Below are 25,497 nucleotides of genomic sequence, written 5' to 3'. Positions count from 1 at the left end.
CCAGTGCCGCGTCCGCTCGAAGTGCGGGCCACTACCGGCCACTACGGGCCGCCCGCTCCCGCAGCTGATACCGCGCAGCCGCTGCGATGACCACACTCGGCGGCACGGGATCCGCCAGGGTCGGCGACGGCGGCCTCGGTCCACTCCCGCATGACGGCCGTCGGCTTCAGACCCCGCTCCCGTGCCCGGTGCCGCACCCCGTCCATCACCGGCTTCGGTAGTCGCAGCGAGGTGGCGGTCATCACCGACTCCGCCGCCAGTGGCTCGGCCGGCTCGGCGCGCATGAGCTCGTCCTCGGTCAACTCGTGTGTCTCGTAGTACTCGGCGATCGCCTCGAACTCCGCATCCTCGTCGGCCGTCCACCCCTGCGCTCACGACGCCGCGCCCCGGCGGCCTCCGGTGTGGCACCGTGCCACCGGCCCCCACGGACCAGGCCAGCCGCCGCCACACCTACGGGTGACGGCGTGCGGAAACGCGGACGGCGCACGCGGCCGGAGCCGGGTGCGCCGCCGGGTGCGTCGCCGGGTGGGGGTCGACTCAGATCCGCCGCAGCGCGAAGGTGTCCGTCGGGTGGCCGGCGCTGGCGTCGGCGAGGCCGCCGGAGAGCTGGTAGAGGGCGCCGGCGGGTCCTGCGGTGACGGCGGTGGGGACGGGGTCGGCGGAGGGGCGGACGGCGGTGACGCGGGCGGTGCGCCAGTGGTCGTCGGAGCGCAGTTCGACCTCGGCGTCGCGGCCGGTGCCGTAGAGGGCGTTGGTGACGCCCGCCAGGGAGCCGTCCGGGCGGCCGAGGATGCCGTCGAGGTGGAGCAGCGCGTCGGCGCCGGTCACCTCGATGCGTCGCAGCCCGGCCGGGTCGTGCGGCGGGAGCTGCCAGAGCGTGCCGTCATCCCATGTGCCGAGGACCAGCAGGCCCTCCCGGTAGGCGATGCCGTTGAGGCCGTAGGAGCCGGTCGGTGCGGCGAGCCGCTGGTCGCGCAGCAGGACGGCGGCGGTGCCGTCCGGGTGCACCCGGTAGACGATCGGGGCGAAGGAGTCGGTGACGTAGGCGGTGCCGTCGGGGCCGACGGCGATGTCGTTGGCGAGGTGGCTTCCGCCGTCGGCGGCGACGGCGGCGAGGTCGACGTAGAAGAGGCGACGGCCGGTGTCCAGGTCGTAGGCACCGAGGCCGGCGGTGCGGCCGTAGGTGGCGGAGCCGGTGCGGTCGCCGAGGCCGTTGTCGAGGTTGGTGACCAGGATGCGGCGGTGGACGGGGTCGATCCGCAGGCCGGCGATCTCGATCAGGGTGCCGGGGTCGTCGACCAGCGTGCGGACGCTTCCGTCGGTGCCGACGGCGGAGACGGTACCGTGCCCCAGCGAGCCGACCAGGAACCGGTGGTGGGACTGGTCCCAGACCGCCGACTCGGGCACCAGCCCGGGCGCGTGGCCGGCGATCACGGCCGGGGCCCGGTCGGGGGCGGCCGCGGCGGGCAGGGCGCCGGCCGTGCCGAGCAGGAGGGCGGCGGCCGCGGCGGCGACCAGGGCGCGGCGGGCGGTGCGGTTCTGACGGTGCATCGGATTCCCTCGGGCGTGCGGTCCGTTGACGTGATCAAGCCCCGCCCGGCCGCGGGGGACGCGGCGGTGCGTGGAAATGCCGGTAGTGCGACTACCAGGGAGGACGGGGGAGATGGACGACAGCGTGGAGGACACCGGGGCCGAAACCGGGGAGCGCCGCGCGGCGCTGTCGAGCTTTCTGCGCGGCCGCCGGGCCCGGGTGGTGGACGGGGAGTTGCACACCCGCCGGCTCCCGGCCCCGTTGCGTTCCGCCTACGCGGAGCGCGGCGGCGGGGCGACGGCCGCGACGCCCGCCACCACCGCCACCACCGCCACCACCGCCACCACCGCCACCGACCACCGACCACCGACCACCGACCACCGACCACGAGAGCGTCTGACGACGAAACGGCCCGGCCCCCTCACACCGAGGGGGCCGGGCCGTCGGACGTTCGGGGTCCGTCAGTCGAAGGCGCGGCGCTGGCGGCCGGTGCCGTAGTTGGAGCCGGACTTGGCGCCGCTGCCGGGCTTGGCGCGGCCGGAGGAGCGGCCGATGAAGCCGGCCGCCTGGGGGCGGTCGCCCTGGGCGGCGCCGGCGGCGCCCATGCGCTGCTTGGGACGGGGGCGGCGCGGGTTGCCGTTCATGTCGACGTCGGCGGGCAGCGCGGAGCGCTTGCCGGGGCGGCGGCGCGGGTTGCCGGACTTGGCGTCCGCCTTGGCGGCGGGGGCCTCGGCGGGCGCGGGGACGGCGACGGCGACCGCGACGCCGCTGGGGGTGCGGGCACCGGTGATCTTGGCGAGGTCGGCGTCACCGGGGCGGATCTTGGTGACGGTGGGGCGGATGCCCGCGACCGTCATCAGCCGGTTGACCTCGCGGCGCTGCTCGGGCAGGACGAGGGTGACGACGGTGCCGGACTCGCCGGCCCGGGCGGTACGGCCGCCGCGGTGCAGGTAGTCCTTGTGGTCGATCGGCGGGTCGACGTTGACGACCAGGTCGAGGCCGTCGATGTGGATGCCGCGAGCGGCGACGTTGGTGGCGATCAGCGCGGTGACGTGGCCTTCGCGGAACTGGTCGAGGACCCGGTTGCGCTGTGGCTGGGACTTGCCACCGTGCAGGGCCGCGGCCCGGACGCCGGTGGCGAGCAGCTGCTTGGCGAGGCGGTCGGCGCCGTGCTTGGTGTGCACGAACATGATCACGCGCCCGTCGCGGGAGGCGATGTGCGCGGTGGTGGACGCCTTGTCCGCCGGTTCGAGCTGGAGGACGTGGTGGTCCATGGTGGTGACCGCGCCGGCCGACGGGTCGACCGAGTGGGTGACCGGGTCGCTGAGGAAGCGCTTGACCAGGCGGTCGACGTTGCGGTCCAGGGTGGCGGAGAACAGCATCCGCTGCCCGCCCTCGGCGACCTGCTCCAGCAGCTTGCTGACCTGCGGGAGGAAGCCCATGTCGGCCATCTGGTCGGCCTCGTCGAGGACGGTGATGGCGACGTCGGAGAGGTTGACGTCACCGCGGCCGATCAGGTCGTCGAGCCGGCCGGGGGTGGCGACCAGGACCTCGGTGCCACGGCGGACGGCGTTGGCCTGCCGGTTGATCGACATGCCGCCGACGACGGTGGTGATCCGCAGGTTGACGGCGGTCGCGTAGGGGGTGAGCGCGTCGGTGACCTGCTGGGCGAGCTCGCGGGTGGGCACCAGGACGAGCGCCAGCGGGTAGCGGGCGACGGCGCGGCGCCCGGCGGTGCGGGCGAGCAGCGGCAGGCCGAAGGCGAGGGTCTTGCCGGAGCCGGTGCGGCCGCGGCCGAGCACGTCGCGGCCGGCGATCGAGTCGGGCAGGGTGGCGCCCTGGATCGGGAACGGCGCGGTGACGCCTTCGCGGGTGAGCGCGCTGAGGATGCCCTTGGGCAGGTCGAGCTCGGCGAAGGTGTCCGCCGGGGGCCGGGCCGGGGTGCCCTCGACGACGGTGAAGTCGGCGGGCTCGGCGGCGGCGCGGGTGTTCTTGGGGGCGCCGGTGCGGCCCCGCGGCTTGCGCGCGCGGTCGGCGTCGCCGGTGGCGCGCGGGCTCTCGCCGCGGCGGGCGCGGTCGGTGCCACCGGTGTTGCCGGTGCGGCCGGCGTTCTCGGCGCGGCCGGAGCCGGCGCTGCGGCGCGGGTTCTCGCCGCGGCGGGCCTGGTCGGTGGTGCGGGCGGCGCGGTCGCGCGGCGGGCGGGCAGGGGTGGTCACGAAGTCTCCGTACGTCGGGCGGCAGCCCCGGGTGGGGCTGGTCGGCCGTCGGTAGGAAGTTCGCCGCCCCGGCCGTACGGCGGCATGAACGAGGGCCCGTACCTTGCGGTACGGGCCCCCGCTTTCGCGAGATCGCGAGTCAGCTCGAAAGCTGACGTCAGCCGATGACGCGGATGTTCTCGGCCTGCGGGCCCTTCTGGCCCTGGGTGACGTCGAACTCGACCTGCTGGCCCTCGACGAGCTCACGGAAGCCGTTAGCGCTGATGTTCGAGTAGTGGGCGAACACGTCCGGGCCACCCTCGGCCTGCTCGATGAAGCCGAAGCCCTTTTCGCTGTTGAACCACTTCACGGTGCCGGTAGCCATAACCGTCTCCTCATAAAACTGGGGCATCAGGGATTCACACCGCGTGAACCCCGAAGTAGCCGCGATCCCCATCCGGAGACTGAAACACCGGACAAAACAAATGCGCCTGTTGGTTGAACCAGCAGGCGCACACATACGTTCATGGGAACCAAAACTGCAACTGAGTCGACTGTAGCACGGCGACACCCCGATTGACCGGGGACTTTTGTGCTCGGCAGATCACGTTTGGCGGCCAGCGAAAGGGGGCAGGCGGCGCCCCGCCGAAGCGGGGCGCCGCCTGTTGACGCGCCGGTCGGGCGTCGCCCGTGTCCGAACGAAGCGGTCAGCGCCGTCCGGCCGGCTCCGGTACGCCGTACGTGTCCGCCGCCGGCGCCGGGCCGGCACCGTGGCTCCCGCCGTGGCTCCCGCCGTGACCCCCGCCGTGACCCCCGCCGTGGCCGTGGCCGGGGTCCGCGCCGTGACCGGGCCACCAGGCGCGGTTGCCGATCAGCGCGGTGAGCGCCGGGGTGAAGAACATCGCCATCACGAAGGCCGCCAGCACGATGCCGAAGGCCATGGCGAAGCCGAACTCCATCATGAAGGTGTTGCCCGCGAGCATGAACGTCCCGAAGGAGGCCGCCAGGATGAAGCCGGCCGCGGCGACGGTCGGGCCGCCGTGGCGCAGCGCCTCGCGGGCCGCCTCGCGCGGACTGCGGCCCGCGCGGGCCTCCTCGCGCAGGCGGGCGATGATCAGGATGTTGTAGTCCGTCCCGATCGCCACCACGAAGAGGTAGATCAGGATCGGCATCATGAACATCAGGCCGGTCTCGTTGCCGATCTTCTGGAAGATCAGCGTGGTGGCGCCCAGCGTGGCGCTGAAGCCGAGGCCGACCGAGGCCATCAGGTACCAGGGGGCGACCACGCTGCGCAGCTGGAGGGCCAGGATGAGCAGGATCAGCAGCCCGGCGATCGGGAAGACCAGCTTGTAGTCGTGGGTCATCGCCAGGTTGATGTCCTTGAACACCGAGGTGAGGCCGGCGACCTTGGCCTCGCTGCCGGCCGGGGCCTGCGCGTGCGCGACCGTGCGCAGCTCGGTCACCGCGTCGATCGCCTCGTTGCTGGCCGGGGCGTCCTTGAGCATGACGGTGAACTGGGCGGTGGAGCCGTCGGCGCTGATGCTCTTGGCGTCGGCGCTCGGCAGGTAGACCTTGGACACCCCGCCGACGCCCTGCAGCTTGTCGGCGTAGGCCGGGAAGGAGGCCGGGTCGAGCTTCTTGCCGTTGGTGCTGCTCAGGTAGACCTGGCTCGGGTCGGCGGCGCCTGCGGAGAAGCCCTTGGCCATCTTGTCCTGGACGACCATCGACTCCTTGTCCTTGGGCATGGAGCTGCCGGCCATGTCGAAGAGGCCGTTGTAGCCGAGTGCGCCCACGGACAGGGCGACCAGCACGCCGCCGGAGGCGACGGCGGCCAGCGCCGGGCGCTTCTGGACGACCCGGCCGAGCGCGGTGAAGCGCGCGGTGCTCGGCTCGTTCATCCACTTCCTGCCGGGCCAGAAGACGGCGCGGGCGGGGATGACCGCGAGCAGCGCCGGGGCCAGGGTGAGCGAGGCCAGCGCGGTGACCACGACCGCGATCGCCAGCGCGGGGCCGAGCGCCTGGAACATGCCGAGGCTGGAGAGGATCAGTGCGGCGAAGGCGATGGTGACGGCGCCGGCCGCGGAGGCGATCGCCTCGCCGACCCGGCCGACCGCGTTGACCACGGCCTCCTTGCGGTCGTCGCCGGCCCGCAGCCGCTCGCGGTAGCGGAAGGCGAGGAACAGGAAGTAGTCGGTGCCGACGCCGAGCACGACGACGATCAGGATCGCCATCAGGATGGGTGTGCTCTTGAGGTCGAAGATGTCGGTCGCGTAGTTGATCAGGCCCATGGAGGCGGGCAGCGCGATCATCAGCGAGACCAGGACCGGCAGCAGGCCGGCCAGGATGCTGCGGAAGATGATGCCGACGATCACGATGACCAGCAGCAGCGTGGCCATGGTGATGACGGCCTCGGCCGAGCCGGAGGCGTCCTTCTGGTCGAGGGCCTGGGCGGCGGGTCCGCCGAGCTGGAACTTCAGGTCGGTGCCGGAGGCCAGTGCCTTGCCCTCGTCGCGGATGGCCTTGGCGACGTCCGCGGTCTTGGCCTGGTCCTGCTGCTTCGACTTGTCGACGGCGATCATGGCCATCGCGTACTTGTGGTCCGGGGATATGCCCAGCTGGTCGGACGGCGGGATGATCTTCTCGACGCCGTCGATCTTCTTGGCCGTCAGGTCCTGGACGAGCTTGCCCATCGCGGCCTTGTCCGCGTCGGTGAACGCGGCGCCGTCGTTGCGCTCGAAGAGCGCGAGCGCAGCCGGGGTGAAGGCGGCCGGGAAGGCCCGCTCCTGCACCTGTGCGGCCTGGATGGACTCGTAGTGCTTGGGCAGGAACGCGGCCTCGTCGGTCTGCGAACTGACCTTCGGCGCGGTCATGATGACGGCGATCATGCCGATCACCCACGCGATGATCACCCACCACGCGCGGCGGACGACGAATTGTCCTAGTCGGTGGAACATGCTCGATGCCTCCTGGGCATGGTTCACCGCAGCCCTTGGGGGACGGGACGCCGGGCGACGGCTGGACCGGCGGGAGTCGCGCGGCGGCGCTCCCTAGCCGGTCGGCAGGTAAGTAGGTCTGGGCGTCATCCTACGAGCACTTGCTTGCCGCCCGGCAAGGAGCCCCCGTGTTCCAACCCCCGTCGGGTCGCCCCGAAGCGACCCCGACCTAGTCTCACCCGGGCGCACCCCCCTTGACCTCGTGCTCCGGGTGGAGACAGCTCCCCCTCAGGGTGGATCCCACCCCCTACCCCCTAGGAGGAGATGTCAGGGTAGGAGGGTAGGGGAAACCCCACCCCGGTCCGTCATGATGATCACCGTCCGGAGGCCTCCGGATGAACGCCGCCCCAACGGAGCACCGCCATGATCCCCTTCGACGAAGGCCGCGCCCGGCTGCTGCTCGCCCACGCCTGCGAGTCCGCCGGACTGCCCGGCCCCGGCGACGCCCGGCTGCTCGCACTCGGCGAGAACGCCGTCTTCGACCTCGGCGACCCGGCCGTCGTCGCCAAGGTCGGCCGCGGCCCCGAACTGTACGAACGGGCGCAGCACGAACTCGCCGTCGCCCACTGGCTCGCCGCCCAGGACGTCCCGGTGGTCCGCCCGTACGACGCGGTGGACCCCGAGCCCCAGCTCGCCCACGGGCACCCCGTCACCTTCTGGCACCGGCTCGCCCCCGCCGCCCGCCCCGCCCGCCCCGCCGACCTCGCCCCGCTGCTGCGCGCCCTGCACCGGCTGCCGCTGCCGCCCTTCCCGCTCGCCCACCGCGACCTGCTGGCCCCCGTCGAACGCTGGCTGGCCTCCGCCGAGGGCCACGTCGACCCGGCCGACGTCGCCTTCCTGCGCCACCGCCGGGACGGTTTCGCCGCCGCCCTGCCCGACCTCTCGCCGCACCTGCACCCCGGCCTGATCCACGGCGACGCGCTGCCCCGCAACGTCCACGTCGGCCCGGACGGGCCCGTCCTGCTCGACCTGGAGAACGTCTCGCACGACCTGCGCGAACACGACCTGGTGGTCCTCGCGCTCAGCCACGACCGGTACGGCGTGCCCGGCGAGGAGTACCGGGCCTTCGTCGAGGCGTACGGCTGGGACGTGCGCGCCTGGCCCGGCTTCGCGGTGCTGCGCGGGGCCCGGGAGACCGCCAGCGCCTCCTGGGTCGCCCAGCAGGTGCCCGGCAACCCGGCCGCGCTGGCCGAGTTCCGGCGCCGGGTCGCCTCGCTGCGGGAGGGCGCCACCGAGGTGCGCTGGTACCCGTTCTGAGGCGTCGGGCTCCCGGGGCATCGGGCCCTCCCGGGGCATCGGGCCGCTGAAGGGCCGGGACGCCCCCGTCCCGGCCCCCCGGGATACCCGGCGGGCCGCGGGGGCGCCGACCCCGGCGCGTGTGAGAAGACTCCTACGGCGCTCCGGTCCGGTTCGCAACCGGGGCACGTACGCTCGGCGTCCTATCGGACAGTCATCCTGACCGAGGGATCGGCACCCGTCCTCTGCACCCCTCTGCACCACAGGAGCCGCCGCCATGCCCCACTCCGCCACCCGCCGGCCCTCCCTCCCGACCCGTACGGCCCGCGGCCGGCTGATCGCAGGCTGCGTCGCGGTGGCCGCCACCCTGGGCCTGGCCGCGTGCGGCACCGCCAGCGGCGCCCTCCAGCCGACGCCCGGCGCCGGCACCCAGTCCCCGATCACCATCGCGCCGGTCAGCGGCCAGCCGGCCGGCAGCCCCGTCGCCACCGTCGCGCCCACCCCCGGCTCCGACGGCGCCCCCGCCTCCGCCGCCCCGCCGGCCGTCCCGGAGCCGCGCACGCCCAAGCCGCCGGCCGAGACGGCCGCCACGCCCCACGGCGGCACCCCGAGCGCCCCGGTCACCGCCACGCCCGTCGCCACCGCCCCCGCCGCGGGCACTCCCGCGCCGCCGCCCGCGCCGGTCAGGCCGGGCACCGTCATCGGCTCCACCGCCTCCGGCGGCCGCACCGTGGCGCTCACCTTCGACGACGGCCCCGGCCCCGCGACCGGCCAGATCCTCGACCTGCTCGCCCAGTACCACGCCAAGGCCACCTTCTGCGAGATCGGCCAGAACGCCGCCGCCAATCCGGCCCTGGTCAAGCGCGTCCTCGCGGCCGGCCACCGGCTCTGCGACCACAGCGTCCACCACCCGCAGCCGTTCGCGAAGCTCCCCCACGACAAGGCCGCCTACGAGATCTCCGCCGCCAAGGACATGATCGTCCAGGCCGGCGGCCCCGGCACCCGGGTCGGCTGGTTCCGCGCCCCCGGCGGCGGCTTCAACGCCGACAACGAGCAGATCACCGCGAGCCTCGGCATGTCCTCGCTCGGCTGGTCCGTCGACCCGCGCGACTGGTCCCGCCCCGGCGTGCCCGCCATCGTCTCCACCGTGCAGAAGCAGCTCAAGCCCGGCGGCGTGATCCTCATGCACGACGGCGGCGGCGACCGCACCCAGACCGTGGCCGCGCTCAAGCAGTTGCTGCCCTGGCTGGTCGCCCAGGGCTACACCTTCGACTGGCCGGCCGGATAGCCGACTGCCGGCCGTTGTCGGCGGGGCCGGGCGGGCCGTGACGTCACTCCGGCACTCCGGCACTCCGCCGGGGCCGGCTACCTCATCGGCCACCGCGGGTCGACCACGGCCTGCGGGTCCTTGCCGCGGCGCAGCCACGCCTGCAGGCCCTCGGCCCAGTCCCGGTACCAGCCGATCTGGCGCTCGTGCAGCTCGGCCGGCGCGACGTCGCCGACCTCGGCCCGGTAGCGCTCGGCGAGGGCTACGGCGACCCGGACGGCGGCCAGCGCGTCGCTGCCCGCCTCGTGCGCGTCCGTCAGTTCGACGCCGTACACCTCGCACACCCGTTGCAGGGTGCGCGAGCCCTTGCGGTACCTGTCCACCGCCCGGTCGACGACCAGCGCGTCCAGCACCGGCCCGACCGGGGCGCCGAGGCGCTCGGCGAGCGGCGCCAGCCCGTACCGGCGCAGCTCGGCGTCGAGCAGCGACAGGTCGAAGGGCGCGTTGAACGCGACCACCGGGCGCCCTGCGGCGAGCCGCTCGCAGAGCGCGCCGGCTATCTCCTCCACCGCCTCCTTGGCCGGCCGGCCCTTGCCGCGGGCCAGTTCGTCACCGATGCCGTGGATCGCCTCCGCCTCGGCCGGGATCGGCACCCCGGGGTCGAGCAGCCAGTGCGCGGCCCCCGCCCGGCGGGCCCCGACGGTGTCCACGAGCGCGGCCGTGACGATGCGGTCCACGGCCGGGTCGGTGCCCGTGGTCTCCAGGTCGAAGCCGACCAGTGGCTGCTGCCACCAGCTCATAAGGGGGTGTCCTTCCGTCCTGCCGCTCGAAACAGCCCCTATCATCACCCGCCCCACCGACAACCCGGCCGCTGGGGCGGTCGGGGTGCGGGCCGCGGCGGCGGCGGACGGCCGGCCTCGGTTTCGGCGGGTCGCCCCAACGGCGGGCGCCCGCACCCCGGTTGGGTGAGCGGTGCCCCGCCCGGGGCGTCAGCCGGTGGTGAGGAGGGTGCGGCCGAGCCAGTCGGTGGTGTCGTGGGCGCCGGGGAGGACGTAGAAGTAGCCGCCGCCGGTGGGGCGGAGGTGGCGGGCGAGGGGTTCGGTGTCGAGGCGGGTCTGGACGGCTTCGAACTGGCGGGCCACGTCCTGCTGGTAGCAGCAGAAGGCGAGGCCGAGGTCGGGTTCGCCGTCGGGGTCGAGGCCGCGGTCGTAGTTGAAGGCGCGGCGCAGGATGCGGCTGGCGCGGGTGCCCTCGGTGCGGGGGTTGGCGAGGCGGATGTGGGAGTCGAGGGGGATGACGGCGCCGTCGGGGTCGTTGCGGTAGTCCGGGGGGTCGGTCTCGGTGGCGGCGCCGAGCGGGGCGCCGTCGTCCTTGCGCCGGCCGATCATGCGTTCCTGCTGCCGGCGCGGCACCTCGTCCCAGCCGGCGACGAGGGTGCGGATGGCGCGGATGACCTGGTAGCTGCCGCCGGCGGCCCAGCGCGGTTCGTCGCCGCCCTCGCCGACCCAGACGAGGGCGTCCATCTCGCGGGCGTCCGCGGTGTCGGGGTTCTCGATGCCGTCCTTGAAGCCGAGCAGGTTGCGGGCGGCGCCGGTGGGGCGGGAGCGGTTCTGGAAGCCGTCGAGCTGCCAGCGCGGGCGGATCAGGCCGTTGGTGCTGCGCAGCAGGTCGCGGATGGTGTGCTGGACGGTGTCGCGGTTCTCGGCGCAGATCTGGAGCGAGAGGTCGCCGTGGCATTCGGCGGGGCGCAGCGCGTCGACGGGGAAGGGGCGCATGGCGGTGAGCCGGCGGGGGCGCCGGGGGGCGAGTCCGTAGCGGGTGTCGAAGAGGGAGGCGCCGACGGCGACGGTGACGGTGAGGTCGTCGGTGGGCAGGTCGGGGCCGAGGGTGCCGCTGTCGGAGGGGGCGGCGGCGGGGCCGAGGTCGGGCGGGGTGCCGCCGGCGGTGAGGAAGCGGATGCGGTCGGTGAGGGTGCGCAGGAGGGTTTCGAGGGCCTGGCGGTCGCGGGCCTTGACGTCGAGGGCGAGGAAGGTGCCGTAGCCGGGGGGCGGGTTGGTGATGCCGGCCTGGTGGTCGCCGTGGAAGGCGATGCGCCCGGTGGCGGTGCGGGGCGCGGCCTGGGCGGGGCGGGCGCCGGTGAGGGCGAGGGCTCCGGCGGTGGAGGCGCCGAGGGCGGTGCGCAGCAGGCCGCGGCGGGTGGCGCGGGGGTGTTCGGAGCCGGTGGAGTGCGGGCTGTCGATCATGGACGGGACGCTAACAAGCGGTCGGGCCCGGTACTCGGGTGAGCGCCGCGCCCGACCGCCGGTCACCATCCGTCCGGCCTACTGGCGTCACCCGGGCGAGGGGCACCGGGCGCGGCCGGCCCCGGTTCAGGCGGCGGGCTCGCGGAGCAGGTAGACGTCGATCGGGTCCTCGTGGTCGAGGACGAAGCCGTGGCGTTCGTAGAGGTGGCGGGCGGGGCTGCCCTGGAGGACGTCGAGGCGCACGGGCTCACCGGCGGCGTCGGCCTGGGCGAGGAGGTGGCGCAGGACGGCGGTGCCGAGGCCGCGGCCCTGGTGGGCGGGGGCGAGGTAGAAGTGCTCGATCCAGCGGCCGCCCTGCTCGGCGGGGCGGACGGTGACGGAGCCGGCGAAGGCGCCGTCGACGAGGATGACGGAGCTGTGCCGGCTGGAGAAGCCCGCCCGCAGGCGGCGGCGGACCCGGTCGTCGTCGTAGCGGCCGAGGCGTTCGAGGTCGGCGCGCAGGACGACGGCCTTGAGTTCGGCGACGGGTTCGACGTCGGCGGCGGTGGCGGGGCGCAGGGTCCAGGCGGCGAGGCTGTTCACGGCCGCAGTGTGGCAGCGGCCGCACCGGCCTGGCCAGCGGGTTTCGGGGGTTGGACACCGGCGCGCAGGAGGGGGCCGGGCCTGGCGGCGGCCGGGCCCCCTCCTGCGGTGGGCGGTGCGGCTAGCGGGTGCCGAGGTCCAGGGCGGGGAAGGAGTAGTCGTCCCAGAGGGCGCGTTCGTCGTCGTGCGGGGCGTACTGGACGCTGGGGTTGAGGTCCCAGATCCGGGTGGCCCGGGCGTCGGCGGTGTAGGACGGCCAGCCCGGCTCCCCCCGGCGGGCGAAGGAGGCCCAGGCGTCCGCCATCCGCTCGGACAGCCGGGTGAGTTCGGGCCGCTGGGCGGCGACGGTCTGCGCGCCGCGCGGGAACGCGCCGAGGTCCAGGCCGCCGAAGACGAAGGGCAGTTCCAGGGTGTGCATGGCGCCCAGGTTCTGGGCGGCGGGCAGGCCGGGGACGTAGGGCACGTGCCAGTCGAACTGGTAGACGTAGGTGGGCCGCCAGCGGGACTGGGCCTCGGCCAGGCGCAGGGTGGGGATCCGTTCGGTCTGGTCGGTGAGCATCGCGTTCACCACCCGGCCCTCGGTGGCCCCGGGTCGGTCGGCGGCGTACCGGTCGTACAGCTGCTGTTTGCGGTCGGCGAGCACGGGGGGCAGGTTGCGGTAGGCGCTCAGCGGGAGGTCCGGCAGCGTGGGGTCGAACAGCGCCCAGTAGTCGGTCTCGTTCTCGGTGGTGCCGGTCATCACGTCGACGTCGCGGGCGCTGCCGGCGGCGATCCGTTCGACGACCGGGCCGGGCACCAGTGCCCCGTCGATGGAGGGGCCGAAGAAGACCGCGGAGGACAGTCCGGAGAGCCCGTGCTGGACCTGTTCCTGGAGTTCGAGGACCTGTTGGGTGCTCAGCCGGTCGAGGTCCGCGACGGTGCGGATGCCGCCGGTGGCGAAGACCTTCCCGGCGGTGGCCCGCGCGGCGGCCGCGGTGTGCACCAGGTAGCCGGGCCCGCTCTCGACGATGGCGCGCTGGAAGAGGCGCTCGGGGTGGTCGCCGGCCAGCAGGGCGCTGATCGAGATCGCCCCGGCCGACTGGCCGAAGACGGTGACGTTGCCCGGGTCACCGCCGAAGGCGCCGATGTGCCGGCGCACCCAGGTCAGCGCGGCGCTCTCGTCGCGCAGCCCGTTGTCGCCCGAGCCGGCGTAGGACGGGTCGAGCGCGCCGAGTTCCGTCCAGCCCAGGATGCCGAGCCGGTAGTCCAGGTTCACCACGACGGCGCCGCCGCGCTCGGCCAGCAGGCCGCCGTCGAAGACGGGCTGGCCGGCGGCGCCGAGTTCGTCCGCGCCGCCGTGCAGGAAGACCATGACGGGTTTGCGGGCACCGCCGCCGTGCGCCGACCACACGTTGAGGTACAGGCAGTCTTCGGTGCCGTCGCCGCCCGCGCTCAGGTCCTGCGGGCAGCCGGGGCGGGCCTGGGTGGCCCGCAGCGTTCCGGACCAGGGCGCGGCCGGCTGCGGCGGGCGGAACCGGCGCTCGCCGGTGGGCGGCGCCGCGTACGGGACGCCCAGGTAGGCGCACCGGCCGTCCTGGGCCACCCCTTGCAGGCGGCCGACGGAGGTCGCCGTACGGCAGCCGCCCGCCTCCCGGGCCTCGGCGGGGACGGCCGGCAGCAGGCCCAGCAGGGCCGCCGTCACACCGGCCAGCGCGAACGGCCAGCGCCGGCGGGCGGGTCCGCCCGCCTTCCCCGGCAGTCTTCCGCGCGGCCCCTCGCCGGGCCCTTCGCGGGGTCCTTCGTGCAGCCTTCCCCGTGCTGGTCCACGCACTGCCCCGCGCACTGCCCCGCGCGTTGTTCCGTCCATCACGGCGCACTCCCCTCGACGTCGTCGCGCCGCTCGTGCGGCCGCGACCCCGCCCCCAGCTTGCGCGGTGCGGCCCCGGGGTGTCGCCGCCGCACGGATGGAGTTCCGGGTCTCCACCCGGGGGTGGAGAACGGAGCCTGACGGACCGTCAGGATTGGGCGGGGTTCAGGACACCGACCGGGAGTCGCCCCAGGCGCCCTCGAACTCCTCGCGGTAGACCTCCAGCAGGCCCTGTTCGCTGCCGCCGGGCTGCTGGCCGGCGCCGCCGCGCAGCACCAGGGCCGGGGACTCCATGCCCCGGGCGCGGCGCAGGTAGGGCTGGATGACGCCGAGGTCGCGGCTCTGGCGGCGGCCGCCGACCTGGCCGGTCGGGCGGGGGCCCTCGACGAGGTAGGCGGTGAAGCGCGGGGTCTCGTCGAAGACCCGGATCTCGAAGCCGCCCTGGTCGCGCAGCCGGGCCCGCACCCGGCGCACGTGCATGATGTTCATCTCGATGGAGCGCGACAACTCGCCGCGCCCCAGGCCGAGTTCGCGTTCGCGGCGGCGGACGGCGCTGCTCGCCGGGTTGAGGAAGAGCAGGCGGACCCGGCAGCCGTCGCCGGCCAGGCGCACCAGCCGCTTGCCGGTGTAGTTCTGGCAGAGCATGCCGAGACCGATGCCGAGCGCGTCCAGGCGCCGGGCGCCTTCCAGCAGGTCCTCGACGGGCAGGTCGCGCTGGAGGCGGACGCGGTCGGCGTGCACGGCGACGACGTCCGCGTACCGGCCGGCCACCAGCGACTCGACCACGTCGGCGGGCACGCCGCCGGCGCCGCCGTCGAGGACGGCGAGCAGGCGGGCGGCGGCGCGTTCGGTCTGGGCGAGGACGGTCTGGGTGAGCACCCGGTTGCGGGAGACCACGTGCCGGGCCACCTCCAGTTCGTCCAGGGCGAGTTCGATCTCGCGCCGGTCGGACAGGTAGGGCTCGAAGCAGGGCCAGTGCTGGACCATCAGCTCGCGCAGCTGGGGCAGGGTGAGGAAGACCAGCGGGTCGTCGTCGGCCGGGTCGAGCAGGTAGCCCTTGCGGCGGCTGACCTCGCGGACGGCGCCCGCCCGGTGCGCCCACTCCTCGCCGGCGGGGCCGGCGGCGGCGGTGACCCAGTCCTCGCCGTGGGCGGGGGCGTAGATGGGGTGCAGCACCTCGTCGACGAGGGAGCGCAGCCGCTGCTCGACCAGGTTGAGCCAGACGTAGGCGCGGCCGGACAGGCGGACCCGCTGGTAGGCGTCCTCCCATTCGGCGGCGGACCAGGCGAGGGCGGGTATCTCGACCGGGCCGCCCTGGGCGGGCACCAGGGGGCGGCCGGACAGGGTGGGGCGCATGACGACCGTGGGCGCCTCGCTGCGGGCGCCGCCCCGGTCGGGGCCGTCGGGCCCCGGGCCGCGGCCGCCGGCGGGGAACACCATGCGCCACCTCACCTGGTTGCTGCTCTTCGCTCCGCCCCCGCGCGGCTGATGGAGCGCCACCGGACCGGGGGCGGCCGGACGATCAAGGGTACTGCCCGCCGCGAGCGGTGCGCAGCCGGATGGCCCATGGGGCCCGGCACCACCACCGGACCCACCCGCCGCCGGCCCCCCACCCTTCACAGGCCGCCACCCGCCACCGGCCCGTGCTCGTCGCAGGACCCGCCGATCGCAGGCCCGCGCCCATCGCAGGCCCGCGCTTATCGCAGGAATGCCGGCTGGACACCCGTTCGGGCGAACCGGCGGCACATGTCCCGGCCGCCGGGGGAAGGCTCGGGGAGTATGCGCACTGTGCCGTGCATCACGGCGCGCGAGCGCCGCACATGCCCGGCCGCCCGGCCGGGAAGAGAGCGTCCGGGTCCGGGCACGTTATCGGACTACATGTCAGTTTCCGTTGACTGCAAGGAAGTTGAGGACTCATGCAGGTCTGGCCCGGTAAGCCCTACCCCCTCGGCGCCACCTACGACGGGGTCGGCACCAACTTCGCGGTGTTCTCCGAGAGTGCCGACCGGATCGAGCTGTGCCTGATCGACGAGGACGGCTCGGAGACGGCCGTCGAACTGCGCGAGACGGACGCCTTCGTCCGGCACGCCTACCTCCCGGGCGTCCAGCCCGGCCAGCGCTACGGCTTCCGCGTCCACGGCCCGTACAACCCCGGCCTAGGCCAGCGCCACAACAGCGCCAAGCTGCTGCTGGACCCGTACGCCAAGGCGATGAGCGGGCACATCGACTGGGACGAGGCGGTCTACGGCTACCACTTCGGCGCCCCCGAGCGCCGCAACGACCTCGACTCCGCCCCGCACACCATGCACTCGGTGGTGATCAACCCGTACTTCGACTGGGGCACCGACCACCCGCCGCGCACCGACTACCACCGCACCGTCATCTACGAGGCCCACGTCAAGGGCCTCACCCGGCTGCACCCGGGCATCCCCGAGGAGATCCGCGGCACCTACGCGGGCCTGGCCCACCCGGCGGTGATCGAGCACCTGGCCAAGCTCGGCGTCACCGCGATCGAGCTGATGCCGGTGCACCAGTTCGTCCGCGACCACCGGCTGCGCGACCTGGGCCTGACCAACTACTGGGGCTACAACACCATCGGCTTCTTCGCCCCGCACTCCTCCTACGCCTCCAGCGGCGACCGGGGCCAGCAGGTGCAGGAGTTCAAGTCGATGGTCAAGGCGCTGCACGCGGCCGGGATCGAGGTGATCCTGGACGTCGTCTACAACCACACCGCCGAGGGCAACCACCTCGGGCCGACGCTCTCCCTGCGCGGCCTGGACAACGTCTCCTACTACCGCCTCGCCCGGGACCAGCGGTTCTACGAGGACACCACCGGCACCGGCAACAGCCTGCTGATGCGCAGCCCGCACGTGCTCCAGCTGATCATGGACTCGCTGCGCTACTGGGTCACCGAGATGCACGTCGACGGCTTCCGCTTCGACCTCGCCGCCACCCTGGCCCGGCAGTTCCACGAGGTCGACCGGCTCTCCTCCTTCTTCGACCTCGTCCAGCAGGACCCGGTGGTCTCCCAGGCCAAGCTGATCGCCGAACCCTGGGACCTCGGCGAGGGCGGCTACCAGGTCGGCAACTTCCCGCCGCTGTGGACCGAGTGGAACGGCATGTACCGGGACACCGTGCGCGATCTGTGGCGCGGCGAGACCGCCGCCCTCGCCGAGTTCGGCTCCCGGCTCACCGGCTCCTCCGACCTCTACCAGGACGACGGCCGCCGCCCCATCGCCTCCATCAACTTCGTGACCTGCCACGACGGCTTCACCCTGCGCGACCTCGTCTCCTACAACGACAAGCACAACCAGGCCAACGGCGAGGACAACCGCGACGGCGAGTCCTTCAACCGCTCCTGGAACTGCGGCGTCGAGGGCCCCGGCACCGACCCGGCCGTCGAGGAGCTCAGAGCCCGCCAGCAGCGCAACTTCATCGCCACCCTGATGCTCTCCCAGGGCGTGCCGATGCTCTCCCACGGCGACGAACTCGGCCGCACCCAGCAGGGCAACAACAACGCCTACTGCCAGGACAACGAACTCACCTGGGTGCACTGGCCGGACGGCGACGGGCCCGAGGCGCGGCTGCTGGAGTTCACCCAGGGGATGATCTGGCTGCGCCGCGACCACCCGGTGTTCCGGCGGCGGCGCTTCTTCCACGGGCGGCCGGTCCCGGGGCGGCCCGGGGCGGGGCGGCTGGCCTCCGGCGGGCCCGGCTCCGGCGGCTACGGCTCCGGCGGCCACGACGACCTCACCGACATCGCCTGGTTCACCCCCGGCGGGGAGGAGATGACCAAGCGCAACTGGGGCGCCAGCTACGCCAAGTCGCTGACCGTCTTCCTCAACGGCTACGCCATCTCCGAGCCGGACCGGCGCGGCGGGCGGATCGTCGACGACTCCTTCCTGCTGATGTTCAACGCGCACTTCGAGCCCCTGGAGTTCACCGTGCCCGCCGACCACGGGCAGGAGTGGCAGGTCGTCGTCGACACCGCGCAGCCCCGGCTGCCCGCCCCGGGCGCGGGCGCGCGGGTCAAGGCCGGGGACGCGCTGTGGCTCACCGACCGTTCGCTGATGGTGCTCCAGCGGCCGGCCTGACCGCTCCCGGGGGCAGGTGCGCTCACCTGTTCGGACCAGCAACGGGTCTTGGCGGCGGGCTCCCCCGGGTACTCATGGACCTATGACCTCCGCCGCCGAGCCCGCACCGCCCCGCCCGGCCGCCACCTCCCCCTCCTCCGGCCCCGCCACCGCCCCCACGGCCAGCTACCGCCTCCAGCTGCAACCCGGCTTCACCCTCCACGACGCCACCACCGCCGTCCCCTACCTCGCCGCCCTCGGCGTCTCCCACCTGCACCTGTCCCCGCTGCTGGAGGCCGCCCCCGGCTCCACCCACGGCTACGACACCGTCGACCACGGCCGGATCAGCGAGCAGCTCGGCGGCGAGGCCGCCCTGCGCGCCCTGGCCGCCGCCGCCCACCGGCACGGCCTGCGGCTGCTCGTCGACGTGGTGCCCAACCACATGGCCGTGCCCGTCCCCGAACGGCTCAACCGGCCGCTGTGGCAGGTGCTGCGCGACGGCCCCGACTCGCCGCACGCACGCTGGTTCGACATCGACTGGACCGCCCAGCCCGGCCCCGCCGACGCCCCCGCACGCGGCCGGGTGCTGCTGCCGCTGCTCGGCGACCGGCTCGGCGCCGAGCTGGACCGGCTGGTGGTGGACGGCGAGGTGCTGCGCTACCACGACCACGAGCTGCCGCTGCGGCCCGGCACCTCGGGGCTGCCGCTCGACGAGCTGCTCGCCCGCCAGTGGTACCGGCTCGCCTGGTGGCGCCTGGCCCGCACCGAACTGAACTACCGGCGCTTCTTCACCATCAACGAGCTGATCGCCGTCCGGGTCGAGGAGCCCGAGGTGTTCGCCGCCACCCACGCCGTCCTGCTGCGGCTGCACGCCGAGGGCGTCGTCGACGGCTTCCGGATCGACCACCCCGACGGGCTCGCCGACCCGCGCGGCTACCTGCGCCGCCTCGCCCGCGCCACCGGCGGGGCGTACACCGTCGTCGAGAAGATCCTCACCGGCGACGAGCGGCTGCCCGAGGACTGGCCGGTCGCCGGCACCACCGGCTACGACACGCTGCGCCGCATCGACGGCGTGCTCACCGACCACGCGGGCGCCTGCCGGCTGGCCGGGGCGTACGCGGCGTTCCTGACCGGGTCCGCCCCGGACGGCGCACCCCGCGCCGACCCCCACCCGGCGGTCGCCGCCGCCCGGCGCGGGCGGGCCGACATGACCGCGCCGCACGGCGAGCTGGCCGCCGAGGTCGACCGGCTGGTGCGGATCGCGCTGCGGATCGGCGCCGCCGAGCCCGCGCACGCCGACCACGCGCCCTGGCGGCTGCGCGCGGCGCTGCGGCGGCTGTTCACCGGCTACCCGGCGTACCGGCCGTACGCCCGGCCCGGGGAGTCGGTGCCGCCGGCCTCGGCCGAGCAGGTGCGCGCGGCGCTGGGCGGCTCGGCCGACCCGACGGACCGGCTGGTCGCCGCCCTGGCCCTCGGGGAGCTGGGGCGCGGGCCGCAGCAGGACGAGTTCTGCGTGCGCTTCGCGCAGACCGCCGCCGCCGTCGCTGCCAAGGGCGTCGAGGACACCGCCTTCTACCGGTGGAACGCGCTGCCCGGCCTCAACGAGGTCGGCGGCGAGCCCGGCCGGCCGGGGCTGCACCCGGCCGCGTTCCACGACTGGTGCCGCTACCTGGAGCGCGCCTGGCCGCACAGCATGACCGTGCTGTCCACCCACGACACCAAGCGCAGCGCCGACGCCCGCGCCCGGCTCGCCGTCCTCGCCGAGCGGCCCGAGGCCTGGGCCGCCGAGGCCGCCGCCTGGTCCACCGCCGCCGGGGCCGACTCCGGCCCCGGATCCGGATCCGGATCCGGCTCCGGCTCCGGCCCCGAGTCCTGCTCCTGCTCCTGCTCCTGCTCCGATGGCGCCCGCGACGGCGACGGCCACGACGGCCACAGCGGCCACGGCGCCCGCGACGGCGACTGGCTGCTCTGGCACACCCTCGTCGCCGCCTGGCCGATCGACGCCGACCGGCTCGTCGCCGCCCTCCTCAAGGCCGCCCGCGAGGCCAAGCTGCACACCTCGTGGACCGCCCCCGACGCCCGTTTCGAGCAGGCGCTCGCCGCGCGCGCCCGCGCCGTCCACACCAACCCCGGCCTGCTGCCCCGGATCGAGGGCCTGGTGCACGCCCTCGCCCCGTACGCCCGCGCCAACACCCTCGCCGCCGCGCTGCTGCACCTCACCATCCCGGGCGTGCCCGACCTCTACCAGGGCAGCGAGGAGCCGCTGTACACCCTCGTCGACCCGGACAACCGGGGCGTGGTGGACCTCGGCGCGCTCGCCGTCCGGCTCACCGACGCGGCCACCCCGCGCCCCGGCGACCTCGCCCGCGAGAAGCTGCACCTCACCAGGACGGCGCTGCACCTGCGGCGCTCCCGCCCTCTCGGGCCCTACCGGCCGCTGACCGCCGCCGGCCCCGCCGCCGACCACCTGCTGGCCTTCGCCCGCGGCGCCGACGTGGTCACCGCCGTCACCCGGCTCCCCTACGGGCTGGACCGCGCCGGCGGCTGGCGCGGCACCGTCCTGGAGCTGCCCGAGGGCGGGCCCTGGACGGACCTGCTGACGCTGCGGACCCACCCGGCGGGCGCGGTGCCCGTCGCGCAGCTGCTGGCGGACCAGCCGGTGGCGCTGCTGACGAGGAGGAGCTGAGCGTGCGGACCTACGAGGTGTGGGCGCCCCTCGCCACCGACCGGGTCGAGGTCGACGTCGACGGCTCCGCCCACCGGCTGGCGCGCTGCCCGGACCGCCCGGGCTGGTGGGCCGGCGACGCCCCCACCGGCGACTACGCCTTCCGCCTCGACGGCGGGCCGCCGCTGCCCGACCCGCGCTCGCCCTGGCAGCCGCACGGCCCCGACGGCCCCAGCCGCCCGGTCGACCACGCCGCGTTCCGCTGGTCGCAGACCGGCTGGCGCGGCCGCGCGCTGCCCGGCGCCGTGCTGTACGAACTGCACATCGGCACCTTCACCCCGCGCGGCACCTTCGACGCCGCCGCCGAACACCTCGACCACCTCGTCGAATTGGGCGTCGACTTCGTCGAACTGATGCCGGTCTGCCCGTTCCCCGGCCGGCACGGCTGGGGCTACGACGGGGTCTCGCCGTGGGCCGTGCACGAGCCGTACGGCGGGCCCGAGGGGCTGAAGCGCTTCGTCGACGCCGCCCACCGCAAGGGCCTCGGCGTGGTGCTGGACGTCGTCCACAACCACCTCGGCCCCTCCGGCAACTACCTTCCCGCGTACGGCCCGTACTTCACCGACCGGCACCACACCCCGTGGGGGGCGGCGGTCAACCTGGACGCCCCCGGCTCCGACGAGGTGCGCCGCTACCTGATCGGCAGCGCGCTCGGCTGGCTGCGCGACTACCGGATCGACGGCCTGCGACTGGACGCCGTGCACGCCCTCGCGGACGACCGGGCCGTCCACTTCCTGGAGGAACTGTCCCACGAGGTCGACACGTTGGCCGTCGCGACCAACCGCCCGCTGTTCCTGATCGCCGAGTCCGACCTCAACACCCCGCACACCACCGCCCCGCGCGCGGTCGGCGGCCAGGGCCTCACCGCTCAGTGGAACGACGACTTCCACCACGCCCTGCACTGCGCGCTCACCGGCGAATCCCAGGGCTACTACGGCGACTTCGCCCACCGCCCGCTCGCCGCCGTCGCCAAGACGCTCACCCGCGGCTTCTTCCACGACGGCACCTGGTCCGGCTTCCGCGGCCGCGGCCACGGCCGCCCGTTCCCGCCGGACGGCGGACACCGGCTGCTCGGCTACCTGCAGACCCACGACCAGATCGGCAACCGGGCCCTCGGGGACCGCATCTCCACCAGCCTCACCGCCGGCCGACTCGCCTGCGGCGCCGCGCTGGTGCTCACCTCACCGTTCACCCCGATGCTGTTCATGGGCGAGGAGTGGGGCGCGGCCACCCCCTGGCAGTACTTCACCGACCACACCGACCCGCAGCTCGCCGAGGCCGTCCGGCAGGGCCGGCGCCGGGAGTTCGCCGAACACGGCTGGGCCGCCGAGTCCGTCCCCGACCCGCAGGAGCCCGCCACCGTCCTGCGCTCCGTCCTCGACTGGACCGAGCCCCGGCGCGCCCCGCACGCCGAACTCCTCACCTGGCACCGGACGTTGATCAGGCTGCGCCGTGAACGACCGGAGCTGTCCGACCCCGACCTCGGCGCGGTGCGGGTGGCGTACGACGAGGCGGCGCGCTGGCTGGTGGTGCACCGCGGGCCGTACCGGATCGCCGTCAACCTCGGCCCCGCCGAGGCCGCGTTGCCGCTGGACGGGACCGGGCGCGAACTGGTCGCGGCCTTCGGGGCGGCGGCGCTGGACGGGACGGCGGTACGGCTGGGGGCGGACGCGGTGGCGATCGTCGCGGTGTGACTCGGCAGCGTGACTCGGCGGCGTGACTCGGCAGTGTGACTCACCACGTGCGTCACCGCGTGCGTCACCGCGTGCGTCACCGCGTGCGTCACCAGAGGAAGGTGCCGATCCGCTCCCGCAGCGAGGCCGCGTCCAGACCGTAGGCGGCCAGGTGCTCCGGGATCGAGCCGTAGTGCCGGTGCTCCTCGCGCGGGACGCCCAGGCCCAGCACCCGGTGCGGGCGGTCGGCCAGCGCGGCGTGCGCCTCGTTCGCCGAGGTGCCCGCCAGGTACGGCTCGACCAGCACCACGTCCGCCCGGTCCCCCACCGCCGCCCGCAGCCCGGCCGCGTCGAAGGGGCGCACCGTCGCCGCGTACAGCACGGTGGCGTCCAGGCCCTCGGTGGCCGCGAGCACCGCGTCCAGCATCGGCCCGACGGCGAGGACCACGCCGCGCGAGCCCTGCCGCACGGTGGTGAACCGGCCCGCCTCGACCGGCACGGCCGCCGCGTTCTGGTGCGCCGAGAGCCGGACGTACACGTTGCGGTCGCCGTCGGCGGCGGCGTGGCGCAGCAGTTGCTCGGCCTCGTCCGGGTGGCCCGGCACGTGGACGGTCCAGTCCGGCAGGGTGTCCAGCAGGGCGACGTCGCCCGGGGACATGTGGGTGCGGCCGCCGGCCGGCCAGTCGTAGGAGCCGGCCGCGCTCACCAGGACGGCGCCGACGCCCTGGTGGACGAGGTCCAACTTGACCTGCTCGAAGGGCCGTTCGATCAGAAAGCTGGCGAAGGTGTGGGCGATCGGGCGCATCCCGGTCAGCGCCAGGCCGCCGGCCGCGCCGATCAGCAGTTGTTCGCGGATGCCGACGTTGACCACCCGGTCCGGGTGGCGCTGCTGGGCCGGCTCGAAGGCGGCCGCACTGATGTCGGCGAGCACCACGGCCAGCCGGGGGTCCTCGTCCAGCAGGCGGCTGGTGACGTCGATGAAGCGGTCGCGCATGGTGTCCATCGGTGAAGTGCCTCTCGGTTCGCACTGGTTGGCTCGTGCGTGGGGTTTCTCGGGCTCAGGGGTTCTCGGGCTCAAGGGTTCTCGGGCTCAAGGATCTTGGGCTCAAGGATTCTTGGGCTCAAGGATTCTTGGGCTCAGGGCTTCTCGGCCTCAGGAGTTCTTGGGCTCGACCCGGGCGACCACCACGTGCGGGCGGCCCGGGTGCTCGGCGGTGAAGGCCCGGTACAGCGCTTCGTGGTCGCGGCCGTCCACCGTCTGCGCCGACCAGCCCTCGGCCGCGAACCGGGCCGCGATCCCGCCCTGCCAGCCGTGCGTGGCCGAGGAGTTGTCGATCACCACCACGTGCAGCCGGTCCAGCCCGTACGCGCCGGCGAAGGCCACCGCCTCGTGGTTGGAGCCCTCGTCGAACTCGGCGTCGCCGACCAGCACCCACACCGCCGGGTCGGTCAGGCCCTGCGCCCGCAGCCCGAGCGCCGTGCCGACGCCCAGCGGCAGGCCGTGCCCGAGCGAGCCGGAGGCGATCTCCACACCGGGGACGAGCATCCGGTCCGGGTGGTGGCCGAGCGGGGAGTCGTAGCCGCCGAAGCTCGGCAGCACCCCGGGGTCGATGAAGCCCTTGGCCGCCAGCACCGCGTAGTACGCCATCGGGCCGTGGCCCTTGGAGAGCAGGAAGCGGTCCCGGTCCTGCGCCCCGGCCCGCTCCGGGCTCACCCGCAGGACCCTGTCGTACAGCACCCAGAGCGCGTCCAGGGTGGAGGTGGCGGCGGGGCCGTGCTTCTCGTCGCCGGTCATCAGGCCCATCAGCGCCGACAGGTCCTCGAAGCGGGCGGTCTCCGCGAGGTTCGCGGTTGCGTTCGTCGTCATGACCACGATGGTGCAACTTAAAGCCGACTTGAGGTCAAGCGGCTACAGTGGGTGCCCATGACCGCGCCCCCGGACCACGGCCGCAGCCCCGGCCCCCACCGCGACGACCTGCTCACCATCGGCCAACTCGGCCGCCGCAGCGGCCTCGCCGCCTCCGCCCTGCGCTACTACGAGAGCCTCGGCCTCATCCACGCCACCCGCACCGCCGGCGGCCAGCGCCGCTACCCCCGCGGCACGCTGCGCCGGCTCGCCTTCGTCCGCGCCGCCCAGCGCGTCGGCCTCTCCCTCGACGAGGCCCGCGTCGCCCTCGACCGGCTCCCCGAACGCCCCGCCCCCAGCGGTGCCGAATGGGACCGGGTCGCCGCGTCCTGGCAGAGCCGCATCGACGAGCAGATCGCCGAACTCCAGCGCCTCAAGGCCAAGCTGACCGGCTGCATCGGCTGCGGCTGCCTCTCCCTCTCCCGCTGCGCCCTCTACAACGCCGCCGACCGCGCCGGCGACACCGGCCCCGGCGCCCGCTACCTCCTCACCCGCGACCCGGCCGGCGGCCCGGAACCCCTCTCCCCCGCCGCCGACGGCTGCGGGCCCCGCTGAACCGTTGCGGCACACGGAGTGGGAAGTCGACCCTGCCGACTTCCCACTCCGTGCCCACCTCAGGCGCCGGTCGGCTTGTCCCAGCGGATCACGACGTAGCCGTCGCCGCCGGCCCCGCCCGCGTCGGCACCCTCCCCACCGCGCCCGACGAACACCTTCAGCTTCTGCCCCGGCTTGACCTTGATCGTGCCGTACGCGCAGCCGCCACTGGTGCCGCCGCCACCACCCCCGCCACCACCACTGGTGCCGCCGCCCCCGCCGCCACCACCACCGGTGGCACCGCTGCCACCGCCGCCACCCGCACCCCACACGTAGGCGGTGAGGCTGTGCACGCCCTTGGGGACCACGAACTCGACCCACTCCTGGGTCTTGGTGAACTCCGCCCGGCACACGCCGTCACCCGCACACCGCGCATCGGCCGCCTCGGCACTCAGCGCCCCGACCGACAACGTCCCCGTCACCAGCGACGAGACCAGCGCGGCCCGGACCAAACCCTTCAACAACTCGGCACTCCATCCTGCGAGTTAGCCACCCGTCCACGACGGACGCACCCAGCCAAGAGCCGTGCCGGGCCCGCCCGGACGACCTTCGATCGCCCTCCACTCGAACGGGCGCCGATCACCGAACGCGTTCGATCCTGTGTCCGACACCGAACCAGTCGGCCCCGACCGC

At 74.5% G+C, this 25,497-nt stretch carries 20 protein-coding genes; 7 read left to right on the top strand and 13 right to left on the bottom strand.

The features are described 5' to 3' along the window. Positions 1-41 precede the first annotated feature (41 nt). Entirely contained in the window at positions 42-284 is a 243-nt protein-coding gene (locus ACIPLC_RS09810) for a hypothetical protein (protein WP_400472415.1), read from the bottom strand. Between the two features lie 253 nt (positions 285-537). Continuing rightward, positions 538-1,551 carry a hypothetical protein gene (locus ACIPLC_RS09805; RefSeq protein WP_400472414.1) on the bottom strand — a complete coding sequence of 338 codons (1,014 nt, stop codon included), beginning with the start codon at positions 1,549-1,551 and terminating at the stop codon, positions 538-540. Between the two features lie 112 nt (positions 1,552-1,663). On the opposite strand from ACIPLC_RS09805, the gene ACIPLC_RS09800 reads away from it, so the two are divergent. After that, positions 1,664-2,029 carry a hypothetical protein gene (locus ACIPLC_RS09800; protein WP_400472413.1) on the top strand — a complete coding sequence of 122 codons (366 nt, stop codon included), beginning with the start codon at positions 1,664-1,666 and terminating at the stop codon, positions 2,027-2,029. On the opposite strand, the gene ACIPLC_RS09795 is transcribed toward ACIPLC_RS09800, so the two are convergent. From ACIPLC_RS09795 to ACIPLC_RS09785, 3 genes are all read right to left on the bottom strand, one after another. Continuing rightward, a complete protein-coding gene (locus ACIPLC_RS09795) occupies positions 1,993-3,747 on the bottom strand; it encodes a DEAD/DEAH box helicase (RefSeq protein WP_400472412.1) in 1,755 nt (584 codons plus the stop codon). The two genes, ACIPLC_RS09800 and ACIPLC_RS09795, sit on opposite strands and share 37 nt — an antisense overlap. A 157-nt stretch (positions 3,748-3,904) precedes the next feature. After that, positions 3,905-4,111: a cold-shock protein gene (locus tag ACIPLC_RS09790; protein WP_400472411.1), complete on the bottom strand. Its 207-nt coding sequence runs from the start codon at positions 4,109-4,111 to the stop codon at positions 3,905-3,907. 322 nt (positions 4,112-4,433) lie between these two features. Beyond that, the gene (locus ACIPLC_RS09785) at positions 4,434-6,680 is read right to left on the bottom strand and encodes an MMPL family transporter (RefSeq protein WP_400472410.1); all 2,247 of its coding nucleotides are present in this window, start codon (positions 6,678-6,680) and stop codon (positions 4,434-4,436) included. Positions 6,681-7,082: 402 nt separating this feature from the next. On the opposite strand from ACIPLC_RS09785, the gene ACIPLC_RS09780 reads away from it, so the two are divergent. Both ACIPLC_RS09780 and ACIPLC_RS09775 read left to right on the top strand, forming a co-directional pair. Further along, positions 7,083-7,976, top strand: a complete 894-nt coding sequence (locus ACIPLC_RS09780) for a phosphotransferase enzyme family protein (protein ID WP_400472409.1) — start codon at positions 7,083-7,085, stop codon at positions 7,974-7,976. A 256-nt stretch (positions 7,977-8,232) separates the two neighbouring features. Next, a complete protein-coding gene (locus tag ACIPLC_RS09775; RefSeq protein ID WP_400472408.1) occupies positions 8,233-9,243 on the top strand; it encodes a polysaccharide deacetylase family protein in 1,011 nt (336 codons plus the stop codon). 77 nt (positions 9,244-9,320) lie between these two features. Here ACIPLC_RS09775 and ACIPLC_RS09770 read toward each other — a convergent pair whose 3' ends face one another. From ACIPLC_RS09770 to ACIPLC_RS09750, 5 genes are all read right to left on the bottom strand, one after another. Then, positions 9,321-10,022 carry an exonuclease domain-containing protein gene (locus ACIPLC_RS09770; protein ID WP_400472407.1) on the bottom strand — a complete coding sequence of 234 codons (702 nt, stop codon included), beginning with the start codon at positions 10,020-10,022 and terminating at the stop codon, positions 9,321-9,323. A gap of 189 nt (positions 10,023-10,211) precedes the next feature. Beyond that, on the bottom strand, positions 10,212-11,465 hold the full coding sequence (locus ACIPLC_RS09765) for a Dyp-type peroxidase (RefSeq protein WP_400472406.1): 1,254 nt from the start codon (positions 11,463-11,465) through the stop codon (positions 10,212-10,214). Positions 11,466-11,591: 126 nt separating this feature from the next. Beyond that, positions 11,592-12,047 (bottom strand): GNAT family N-acetyltransferase, encoded by a 456-nt coding sequence (locus ACIPLC_RS09760; protein ID WP_400472405.1) that lies wholly within the window; start codon positions 12,045-12,047, stop codon positions 11,592-11,594. A 121-nt stretch (positions 12,048-12,168) separates the two neighbouring features. After that, positions 12,169-13,728, bottom strand: coding sequence for a carboxylesterase/lipase family protein (locus tag ACIPLC_RS09755; RefSeq protein WP_400472404.1), 1,560 nt, complete (start codon positions 13,726-13,728; stop codon positions 12,169-12,171). 330 nt (positions 13,729-14,058) lie between these two features. Continuing rightward, on the bottom strand, positions 14,059-15,333 hold the full coding sequence (locus ACIPLC_RS09750; protein WP_400472403.1) for an SAV2148 family HEPN domain-containing protein: 1,275 nt from the start codon (positions 15,331-15,333) through the stop codon (positions 14,059-14,061). A 476-nt stretch (positions 15,334-15,809) separates the two neighbouring features. Between ACIPLC_RS09750 and glgX the strand changes: the two genes are divergently transcribed. The 3 genes from glgX to treZ all read left to right on the top strand — a co-directional run bounded on the left by glgX (position 15,810) and on the right by treZ (position 22,385). Beyond that, positions 15,810-17,987 (top strand): glycogen debranching protein GlgX, encoded by a 2,178-nt coding sequence (gene glgX, locus ACIPLC_RS09745; protein ID WP_400472402.1) that lies wholly within the window; start codon positions 15,810-15,812, stop codon positions 17,985-17,987. An 82-nt stretch (positions 17,988-18,069) separates the two neighbouring features. Continuing rightward, positions 18,070-20,652, top strand: coding sequence for a malto-oligosyltrehalose synthase (treY, locus tag ACIPLC_RS09740; RefSeq protein WP_400472401.1), 2,583 nt, complete (start codon positions 18,070-18,072; stop codon positions 20,650-20,652). 2 nt (positions 20,653-20,654) lie between these two features. Then, positions 20,655-22,385, top strand: coding sequence for a malto-oligosyltrehalose trehalohydrolase (treZ, locus tag ACIPLC_RS09735; RefSeq protein WP_400472400.1), 1,731 nt, complete (start codon positions 20,655-20,657; stop codon positions 22,383-22,385). A gap of 88 nt (positions 22,386-22,473) precedes the next feature. Here treZ and ACIPLC_RS09730 read toward each other — a convergent pair whose 3' ends face one another. Both ACIPLC_RS09730 and ACIPLC_RS09725 read right to left on the bottom strand, forming a co-directional pair. Next, positions 22,474-23,367, bottom strand: coding sequence for a transketolase family protein (locus tag ACIPLC_RS09730; RefSeq protein WP_400472399.1), 894 nt, complete (start codon positions 23,365-23,367; stop codon positions 22,474-22,476). Between the two features lie 150 nt (positions 23,368-23,517). Continuing rightward, on the bottom strand, positions 23,518-24,231 hold the full coding sequence (locus ACIPLC_RS09725; protein ID WP_400472398.1) for a transketolase: 714 nt from the start codon (positions 24,229-24,231) through the stop codon (positions 23,518-23,520). Positions 24,232-24,288: 57 nt separating this feature from the next. Here ACIPLC_RS09725 and soxR point away from each other — a divergent pair, with 57 nt between their 5' ends. Further along, positions 24,289-24,825 carry a redox-sensitive transcriptional activator SoxR gene (gene soxR, locus ACIPLC_RS09720; protein ID WP_400472397.1) on the top strand — a complete coding sequence of 179 codons (537 nt, stop codon included), beginning with the start codon at positions 24,289-24,291 and terminating at the stop codon, positions 24,823-24,825. A gap of 59 nt (positions 24,826-24,884) precedes the next feature. Here soxR and ACIPLC_RS09715 read toward each other — a convergent pair whose 3' ends face one another. Next, positions 24,885-25,328, bottom strand: a complete 444-nt coding sequence (locus tag ACIPLC_RS09715) for a hypothetical protein (RefSeq protein WP_400472396.1) — start codon at positions 25,326-25,328, stop codon at positions 24,885-24,887. Between the last annotated feature and the right edge of the window lie 169 nt (positions 25,329-25,497).

The organism is Kitasatospora sp. NPDC086801, from assembly GCF_044745805.1.
In the GTDB taxonomy this organism is placed as follows: domain Bacteria; phylum Actinomycetota; class Actinomycetes; order Streptomycetales; family Streptomycetaceae; genus Kitasatospora.
The sequence above is the reverse complement of the archived record's forward strand: the minus strand, read 5'-3'. Positions and strand labels throughout refer to the sequence as shown.